General features: G+C 64.7%; 7 protein-coding genes. 4 read left to right on the forward strand and 3 right to left on the reverse strand.

Annotated elements, in window-relative coordinates; translation table 11 throughout:
• Positions 1–729 (reverse strand): LacI family DNA-binding transcriptional regulator (locus DH10_RS26020; RefSeq protein WP_192385514.1); only part of this gene is annotated, 729 nt, incomplete at its 3' end.
• A gap of 481 nt (positions 730–1,210) precedes the next feature.
• On the opposite strand from DH10_RS26020, the gene DH10_RS26025 reads away from it, so the two are divergent.
• The 4 genes from DH10_RS26025 to DH10_RS26040 all read left to right on the forward strand — a co-directional run bounded on the left by DH10_RS26025 (position 1,211) and on the right by DH10_RS26040 (position 6,352).
• Complete coding sequence (locus tag DH10_RS26025; protein ID WP_192250473.1) at positions 1,211–2,305, forward strand: branched-chain amino acid ABC transporter substrate-binding protein; 1,095 nt, start codon at positions 1,211–1,213, stop codon at positions 2,303–2,305.
• Between the two features lie 81 nt (positions 2,306–2,386).
• Positions 2,387–4,858 (forward strand): adenylate/guanylate cyclase domain-containing protein, encoded by a 2,472-nt coding sequence (locus tag DH10_RS26030; protein ID WP_192250520.1) that lies wholly within the window; start codon positions 2,387–2,389, stop codon positions 4,856–4,858.
• A 594-nt stretch (positions 4,859–5,452) separates the two neighbouring features.
• Positions 5,453–5,707 carry a hypothetical protein gene (locus tag DH10_RS26035; RefSeq protein ID WP_192250476.1) on the forward strand — a complete coding sequence of 85 codons (255 nt, stop codon included), beginning with the start codon at positions 5,453–5,455 and terminating at the stop codon, positions 5,705–5,707.
• Between the two features lie 105 nt (positions 5,708–5,812).
• Positions 5,813–6,352 carry a dihydrofolate reductase family protein gene (locus DH10_RS26040; RefSeq protein ID WP_192385515.1) on the forward strand — a complete coding sequence of 180 codons (540 nt, stop codon included), beginning with the start codon at positions 5,813–5,815 and terminating at the stop codon, positions 6,350–6,352.
• A 5-nt stretch (positions 6,353–6,357) separates the two neighbouring features.
• Here DH10_RS26040 and DH10_RS26045 read toward each other — a convergent pair whose 3' ends face one another.
• Positions 6,358–7,659, reverse strand: coding sequence for an HlyD family type I secretion periplasmic adaptor subunit (locus tag DH10_RS26045; protein ID WP_192385516.1), 1,302 nt, complete (start codon positions 7,657–7,659; stop codon positions 6,358–6,360).
• A gap of 1 nt (position 7,660) precedes the next feature.
• Positions 7,661–9,475, reverse strand: a complete 1,815-nt coding sequence (locus tag DH10_RS26050) for a type I secretion system permease/ATPase (RefSeq protein WP_192385517.1) — start codon at positions 9,473–9,475, stop codon at positions 7,661–7,663.
• Positions 9,476–9,490: the final 15 nt, after the last annotated feature.

Genomic DNA, 9,490 nt, shown 5'->3' on the forward strand with positions numbered 1-9,490 from the left:
GAACAGTTTTGCGACCGCTTCGTGGCCCCAGGCTTCCGACCAGGCCCCAAGCAGCGGCTCGCTGACGGGCAAGCCGTGCTCCTCGAGCACGTCCCGGTAGGCCTGCGCCCGCGTGTGCACCACCGCGAAGCTCGCCGGGCCGCTGACGTGGGCGATGCGGCGGCGCCCGAGCCGCAAAAAGTGCTCGACCGCCAGGCGCGCGCCGCCGGCATCGTCGGAAACGAGGCCGACCGCGCCGGGATCCGGCTGGGTGAAGGCATAGACGACAGGAACGCGCAGATTGGAGAGATCGACCGGCAGATGGCGGTCGATGCGTTTTCCCGTGGCGATGATGCCGTCGACGCGCTTGTCGAGCATCGCCTCGACATGCAACTGGCCGAGCCTTGTGTCGTCCTCGACATTGCACAGGAACACCGAAACGCCATTGTCGACCAGCGCATCCGAAACGCCGGCCATCAGCGGCAGCGAGAAGCGGCCATAGGTATCGTTGGTGAGCAGCCCGACGGTGAAGCTGCGCTTGCGCAACAGGCTCTGCGCCAGGTGGTTCGGCCGGAAGCCGAGCAGCCGCGCCACCTCACGGATGCGCTCGCGCGTCTCGGCGGTCATGCGCCCCTGCCCGTTCAGCGCTTTGGACGCCGTCGCCACGCTGACGCCCGCCGCGGCCGCCACCTCGCGCAGCGTGACCGGCGTCTTGGCGGAAACTGGCGCTGGCTCGGCGTCGGCGGACATGGATCGAGGCGCATCCCCCTGGTTGGGAAAAGGTTTTCTCTTATCGCCCTGCGCGGTGATGACGGGTGAGGTCAGCAGGTGCGGGCGATTTGGGAAAAGGTTTTCTCAGAGGGAGACTAGGGGAAGGTGGGGAGGTTGGCAAGGGGGATGGCGAGCAGGGCGGCGCGATCATTCGCCACTAGTTCTGGAATGGACGGGATGGGCCGACACCGGACTGGCAGCTTCAAGCTGCGGATCTTCAAGAGCGGATATGATGCTCGGCGTTGGCATCGTCATGACCTGACCCAATCACGATGTTCACCCCGGCCAGTGGATGTCTGGATTTGGCGCGCGATTCCGACCTCAGCGAACGAAGTTATGACACGCCATTCGATCGCTTCGCCAATTGCACTGCAATAACATCCGAGACACTCGCGCTTGCCGAAGGGGCTGTCGGCTCTGACGGGATTGGCGTAAGCTACTGTCTACAAGGGGTGCACACATGCACCGTATCATCGCCATAGCGATCGTAATTCTCGCGGCCGTGTTCAGTTCCGCGAGGGCTGAGGTGCTGATCGGGGTATCGGCTGCGATGACAGGACGGCTTGCCTGGATCGGCGAGCAGGGACAGCGCGGCGCGGAGATGGCGGTGGCCGACGTCAACGCGGCGGGCGGCGTGCTCGGCCAGAAGGTGAGGCTCATTTCGGTCGACGATTTCTGCGATCCCGAGCAAGCGGTCGCGGCCGCCCAGAAGCTGGTGGCCGACGGGGTGGTGCTCGTCGTCGGGCATTATTGCTCCGGGGCCTCGATCCCCGCATCAAAAGTGTACGAGGAGGCGGGCGTCGTCGAAATATCCCCAGGCTCGACCAATCCGCAGTTGACCGAACAGGGCCGTGGCAATGTCTTCCGCACCATTGGCCGCGACGATGCGCAAGGCTTCATCGCCGGCAACTACCTTGCCGATCGTTGGGGCGACAAGAAGATTGCAATCCTTCACGACAATTCGACCTATGGGAAGGGTCTCGCCGACGAGACTAGGAAGCAGCTGAACAAACGGGGCGTGACTGAAGCTGTTTACGACGCATACACGCCAGGGAAGGACGACTATTCAGCCGAGGTCGCTGCGTTGCAGACCGCCGGCGTCTCAGTCTTGTATGTGGGTGGGTATCATGCCGAGGTTGCGCTGATTGCTCGCGCTGCACACGACCGTGGCTACACGGTTCAGCTCATATCCGGAGATGCCTTGGCTACCGAGGAATTTGCCCTGATCGCAGGCTCAGCGGCGGAGGGAACCCTGTTCACCTTCCCGGCGGACCCGCGGCGAAATGCCGGCGCGGCCGCGATCGTGGAGCAGTTCCGTGCGGAGAACTTCGAGCCCGCGGGCTACACGCTGTTGAGCTACTGTGCGGTCCAGGTCTGGGCCCAGGCGGTCGCGAAGGCAGGTTCGCTGGAGCCGAAGGCGGTCATCGCGACACTGCACGAACAGGAATTCGACACCGTCATTGGCCGGGTCGATTTCGACGACAAGGGCGACCTCACGAGACAGAGCTGGGTTTGGTACGTCTGGCGGGGCGGGGAGTACGTGCCGGTTGAATAGGGTTCGCCGAACGCCGGCGTGCCGCCTGAGACATCTAGTCTGATGCAGACCAGTGTGGCTCGATTGTTCCGACTCACCGCGATGCTTGAACGCCTCGGCATACGCGGCCGGCTGTTGCTCGCCTTTTTCGGGATCAGCGCCCTTGCGGTGCTGGCAACCGCTGCTGCGCTTTATGCCTTCCTCCAAGTCGGCGACGTCGTCGACCGAATTACCACGGATCGGGTGCCGTCGGCGCTGGCCTCCCTCCAGCTGTCGCGCCAGGCCGAACGGGTCGCTGCTGCCGCGCCATCGGTGCTGGCGGCGACAAGCAGGGCTCAGCACAGCGAGGTCTCGAGCGCCGTCGCGCTCGAGATGTCCCGCCTCGAGGCTCTGCGCACGGACCTCAGGGATGCCACGCTGGGCACAGTGCCTTTGGCTGAGATCGAGGAAGCCGCGGTTGTTCTGAGGCGCAACCTGAAGGAGCTCGACTCTCTGGTTGTCGCGCGGCTCGATGTGGTCGCCCGCAAGGAGGAGCTCCTGAACCGCCTCGCCGCGACGACGACCGGAAGCCACCGCCTTCTGGCCACCGGCATCCTGGTGATGGATTCTAGGCTCCCGCAATGGCGGGCGTTCGCGGCCGATACGTCGCTGTCGCCCGATCGACGCGCAGCGGCAATGGCCGACCTGGTCCAGGCGATTGCGGCTTACATCCCCCAGCAGAAGGCGCTGCTGGAGATCTCGGCAGTCAACGACGCGCTGGTGAAGGCCGCGACCGCGCCGACGCGGGGCGACCTGGCGTTGATCCTCTTTCCGCTGCGCCGCTCGCTTGCCGCTCTGGAAACGGCTTCCTCGGAGATCGACGAAAAGCTGCAGACCCGTTTCCGGCAGCGGGTGGACGAGTTCAAGGCCCTAACCGATGGTGAGAACAGCATCCCGAAGGCACGGGAGGATGAGCTTGCGGTCCTCGCGCAGGGCGAAAAGCTTCTGGCCGAAAACAATCGGCTGTCGCGCAGTCTCACCGCTGCCGTCGACCGTCTTGTCGCAGCAGCCGACCGCGAGATTGCTGCCTCCGGTCGCGAAGCCGCGCGCGTCCAGCGCTTCGGCACCGGCGTTGTCCTCGGCTCCGCCTTTCTCAGCCTGTTGATCTCGGTTCTGGTCGTCTGGCTCTATGTCGACCGCAGCCTTCTCGCCCGTCTGGGAGCGGTGAGCCAGGGCATGCTCGCGATCGCGGGCGGCGATCTTCGTGCGCCGCTGCCGGCCGCGGGCAGCGACGAAATCGGCCGCATGGCCGAGGCGCTGAGCCTCTTCCGGGATACCGCTGTCGAGGTCGAGGAAAAGAATCTGCGCGACGTTGCAGAAGCGCGTCAGCGGCTAGTCGATGCCATCGAAAGCATTTCCGAAGGTTTCGCTCTCTATGACAGAGAGGACTGGCTTGTCCTTAGCAACAGCCGCTACCGCGAACTGCTATACGCCGGTCTGGAGGCCGAGCTAACCCCTGGCACGGCATTCGAGGAGATCATTCGCCGATCCGCCGAGCGCGGCTACATAAGGGATGCCGAGGGGCGGGTCGATGAGTGGGTTGCTGAGCGCCTGTGGCGGCACCGCAACCCTGGCGAACCATGGGTGCAGCGGCGGGGCGACGGACGATGGATCATGGTAAGCGAGCGGCGGATCAGCGCCGGCGGCACGGTCGCCGTCTATTCGGACATCACCGAGCTGAAGCAAAGGGAGGAGAACCTCGCCGAGAAGTCCACTGCCCTAGAGGCGCTTTCCAGCAAGCTGGCCAAATATCTGGCGCCCCAAGTGTACAGCTCGATATTCACCGGCCGCCAAGACGTTAGAATCGCCAGTCAGCGCAAGAAGCTGACCATATGCTTCTCCGACATTGCCGGCTTTACCGAGACCACCGACAAGATGGAGTCCGAGGATCTCACCCAGCTCCTCAATCACTACCTGACGGAAATGTCGAAAATCGCGTCGGATCATGGTGCCACGATCGACAAGTACGTCGGCGACGCGATCCTGATGTTTTTCGGCGACCCTGAGACGCGCGGCGTCAAGGAGGACGCGCTGGCTTGCGTACAGATGGCGCTTGCCATGCAAAAGCGGATCAGCGAGCTTGCCGAAGTCTGGCGGGACATGGGGATCGAAACACCACTGCGCTGCCGCATCGGCATCCATACCGACTACTGCACCGTCGGTAACTTCGGCAGCGAGGACCGGATGGACTACACGATAATCGGCGGCGCCGTGAATCTCGCCTCGCGCCTGGAACAGGAGGCGGCGCCGGGGGCCATCCTCATTTCCTACGAGACGTTTGCGCAAGTGAAGGACACGATCGATTGCGAGGAGATGGGGCACGTCCAGGTCAAGGGGATCGCCTATCCAGTCGCCACCTACCGCGTCATCGATCTGAAGGCCAATCTGGCGGGCGCTTGTCGCGCCGTTCGAACCGAGCTGCCGCACTTCAGGCTGGAACTTGAACCGGAGCTGATGTCCGCCGACGAGCGTGGCGGTGCCGCCACTGCGCTTCTAGATGCACTGGATCGGCTTTCCCACAAGCCCGGGCAGTAATGCTTGGTTCACAACGACCCCTCCCAATGGACGCAAGGAGTAGGATGTGGGACTCCGCTTATTGGCGCTGTCGATGCGAAGGCCGCAGAACGGTCGCGGTTAGAATAGTTCAACACAAGGACACTCGGCGTGCCGCGCATCTTCACCACGCAGCTGACCGTGGCCTGGCTGGGCAAGCTGAGCGTCGTCCAACGCGACGACCAGGCGCGAGCTTGGCTGGACACCGAAGATTCCATTCGAGCAGAGTCTTGCCGAAACAATGGCCACGCTGCAGGAGCTTCGCGCTACGGAGAAAGCCTGCGGGTGACGCCGGTCAGATCCATGGACCGCCTAGCGGCGGACTTTCCTCCCCGATACATCGGCATCGTCCCCAAGGAGTCGAACGCGGCGTTTGCGGGGTTTCGCAAGGTCTGGAGATGGTGCACCTCGGCTGCGAGGGCAGTCTTTGATCCTGTAGGCGCGTCCGTGGCTCTCGGTCTTTTTCCGACGCGACCGTCTGCCCGACTCTTCTTAGGCGCCCCAGCGATGGCGCCGCGCACCGCCATAATCAAGTATAGTTCCTAGCCGATCGCAGACGGAGGAGGAGAAGAGCAAATGTCCGTGGACGTGGGACCGAGAAAAGTGGACGCCGAATATGCGATTGAGTACCTCCAGGAGCATCCGGAAGCCGGGCTTTGCTGCGAGGATCGGCGCTGCTGGATTACGCCGAACGCAAACGAGACCGATCAGCGGATCCTGCTTCTTGATGTGGTTGAGGCTGACCGGCTCAAAGATGATCCTCGCCTTCGACTCGTGTCCGGAATCGCTCATGCGGGCCGGTCGCTCTGGGTCGTTCGGAGAATGACATAATTGGGTGCAGGCCTGGCTCCACAGCAACGCTGCGGCCGGTAGGCCACGGCAGACTGTGGTTCTTCAACCCAGGTGGCGTGGCGTCCGAGACAAGGGAGAAACATCATGAGAAAGCTTATCGTCACCGAATTCATCAGCGTCGACGGCATCGCCGAGGTCGAGAAGCTGCCGGGTGTGACCTGGAACGACGAGATGAACGCGTTCAAGGAGGACGAGCTTGCCGACAGCGGCGCCGTGCTTCTCGGCCGCACGACCTACGAGATCTTTGCCGGTTCATGGCCCAAGGAAACCGGGGACTTCGCCGACCGCTTCAACGCGCTGCCGAAATATGTCGCCTCGACCAGGCAGAAGGCGTTCGACTGGCAGCCGGCGGAATTGCTTGCCGGCCCCCTGCCCGAAGCGGTCGCCAGGCTGAAGCAGCAGAGCGGCGGCAACATCTATGTCCACGGCAGCTTGAGCATTGCCCGGCAGTTGCTCAGCCACGGCCTCGTCGACCGCCTCCGGCTGCTCGTCTATCCGGGCGCCGTCGGCCAGGGCAAGCCGTTGTTCCCGTCCGACAAGCCGCTTGCGCTGGATCTGGTCTCCGCCGCGCCGTTCAGCAACGGCGTGGTGGCGCTGGAGTACAGGCCTGCAGCGAAACCGTAAGCGCTCTACTGCCGGAACGCGCGGCTGATCTGGTCCTGCAGCGGCTTCGCCAGATAGGACATCACCGAACGGTCCTTGGTCTTGATGAAGGACTCCACCGGCATGCCGGGCACCAATTTTACGTCGCCCAGCCGCGCCACCTCGGTCGCGGTCGTCGCGATGCGCACGGTGTAGTAGCTGACGCCGGTGCGCTGGTCGGTGGTGATGTCGGGCGAGGTCCGCTCGACCACGCCGTTGATCTGCGGCGTGGTGCGCTGGTTGAACGCCGAGAAGCGCAGCGAGGCGGGCTGGCCGACCCATAGCTGGTCGATGTCGCTCGGCGCGATCTTGGCCTCCACCGCCAGACTGTCATTGTCGGGCACGACCTGCATGATCGTCTGTCCGGGCGTGACCACGCCGCCGATCGTATAGGCGATCGACTGCTGCACGACGCCGTCCTGCGGGGCGCGGATGTCGACCCGCTTCAACTGATCCTCGGCCGCGACCTTGCGCTCCAAAAGCTCACCCACCTTGCCGTCGACGTCGCGCAGGTCCTTGTTCACTTCGGTGCTGAGGTCGAGGCCGATCTGGATGATCTGCAGCTTGATCTCGGCGATCCTCCCTTGCGCCTGCGCCTGCGCGGCAATGAGCTGGCCGCGCTCGCCGTCCAGCCGCGTCGCCTCGCGCTCAGTCTGCGTCAGGCGGTCGATGGAAATGAGCTTCTTGGCCCAGAGCGTGCGCACCGAAGCGAGCTCCTTTTGCACCAGCTCGATCTCCTTGCTCTTTGCTTGCGCCTGGCCGGTGTCGCCGCTGATTTCCTTTTCAAGCTGCGCGATGCGTTCCTCGAGCTGGCTCTTCTGACCCGCGCGGGATGTACGCCGCGTCTCGAAATGCTGCTTTTCGCCGGCAATCGCCTCGGCGACATCCGGGTCGGCGGAGCGGTCCAGCAGGTCGGCCGGAAAGACGATCGCGTCGCTGCCCAGGCGCTCGGCGTCGAGGCGCGCCTTGCGCGCCGCAAGCTGGTCGAGCGCCTTGCTCACCACGGCAAGATTGGCGGCGGGCACGGTGCGGTCGAGCCGCAAAAGCAGGTCGCCGGCCTTCACGCGATCGCCGTCGCGGGCATCGATTTCGGCGACGATGCCGCCGGTCGAATGCTGCACGTCCTTGACGTGGGAATCGACGACGAGCGTGCCAGGAGCGATTACCGCGCCGGCGATCTCGGTGACCGAAGCCCAGCCGCCGACGCCTCCGGCAAGCAGGATCACGATGCCGAAGCCGAGCCGCATGTAGAAGCGGATCGACGAGTGGGAGGCGCCCGGGTAAACCATGCTAGTGCCCTCCCTCGCTTCCGTCACCGACGGCCCGCGGCGGGTTTTCGGCTGCCACCCTCAACTGCGGGTTGGCTGCCGGCACCGGCCGCAGCGTCGGGAACATCTTGGCGAACACCTCGTCCTTCGGGCCGAAGGCATGGATGCGTCCCTGGTTCATGGCCAGCACGAAATCGACGGCCGTCAGCACGTTCGGCCTGTGCGCGACGATAACCACCACGCCGCCGCGCTCGCGAACCGCTATCATGGCCCGAATGAGCGCCTGCTCGCCATCCATGTCGAGGTTGGAATTCGGCTCGTCGAGCACGACGAGGAACGGATCGCGATAAAGCGCGCGCGCCAGTGCGATGCGCTGCCGCTGGCCGGCCGACAGCGCCTCGCCATGCTCGCCGATCTCGGTCTCATAGCCTTCGCGAAAACCGACGATAAGCTCATGCGCGCCTGCCGCCTTCGCCGCGGCGATGATGGCGCCGGCATCGGCGTCGGGCTCGAAACGGGCGATGTTCTCGGCGACCGTGCCGGCAAAAAGTTCCACGTCCTGCGGCAGGTAGCCGATATGGCGGCCATGCTCCTGCTGCGACCACTGGTCGAGATCGGCGCCGTCCAATCTTATCCTGCCGGCCACCGGCAACCATGCCCCGACAAGAGCGCGCACCAGCGTGGATTTTCCCGACCCGCTCGGCCCGATGATGCCGACGGCATGGCCCGCCTCCATGGCGAAGCTTGCGTCATGGACCAGCAGCCGCTGCGCGCCCGGAGCGGCGATGGAAACGTTCTGCATGCTCACATTGGCGCTCGGCGCCGGCAGCAGCATGGGCTCGGCCTCCGCCGGCAGCGCCGCCAGCACCTTCGTCAGACGCTGCCAGCCCAGGCGCGCGGTGATGAAGCCTTTCCAGTTGGCGATGGCAAGGTCGACCGGGGCCAGCGCGCGCCCGCTGAGGATCGATGCGGTGATGATGATGCCGGCCGTCGCCTGCTGCTCGATGACCAGCCAGGCGCCGATGCCGAGCATGGACGACTGCAGCAGCATGCGCAGCACTTTCGATATCACGCCGAAGCCGCCGGCGACATCGCTCACCTTGCGCTGCTCGGCAATGTATTCGAGGTTGGCGTCTCCCCATCTCGCGGCAAGCCAGCCGGCCATGCCCATGGCGGCGACGACCTCAGCGTTGCGGCTCGCGGCGGTGATCAGGCCATTGCGGCGGATGCCGCTCAAGGTTCCCGACGACACCGGCTTTCGCGTCAGCCGTTCGGCCATAATCGTCAGCGTGACCAGCACGATCGCGCCGACCAGCGCCGTCACGCCAAGCAGCCAGTGGAACATGAAGATGATGACCAGGTAGAGCGGCAGCCACGGCAGGTCGAAAAGCGCTGTCGGCCCCATGCCCGACAGAAAGGCACGTACACCGTCGAGGTCTCGCATAGGCTGCAGGCCGTCGCCCTCGCGCCCGGTCTTTAGCGGCAATCGCAGCATTGACGTGTAAACGCGTTGACCAAGCGCCTCGTCGAGGGCGCCGCCGATCCGCACCAGCACCCGCCCGCGCACGAAATCGAGGATGCCCTGCCCGCAATACAGGATGAGCAGCAATATCGAGATGCCGACGAGCGTCGGCAGGCTGCGGCTCGGCAGCACGCGGTCATAAACCTCCAGCATGTAGAGCGAGCCGGTGAGCATCAACACGTTGAGCACGCCGCTGAACAGCCCGACCGCAAGGAAGGCCGATCGACAGGAAGCGAGCGCCACGGCGAGCTCGGAGCGAGGCGAGCGCGCCGCGCGGCGTCTTGGCGGGTTTGCCGATGGCTTGCCGCTTGTCACGGTGGGCCGGCCGGC

Source organism: Mesorhizobium silamurunense (assembly GCF_014843825.1).
In the GTDB taxonomy this organism is placed as follows: domain Bacteria; phylum Pseudomonadota; class Alphaproteobacteria; order Rhizobiales; family Rhizobiaceae; genus Mesorhizobium; species Mesorhizobium silamurunense.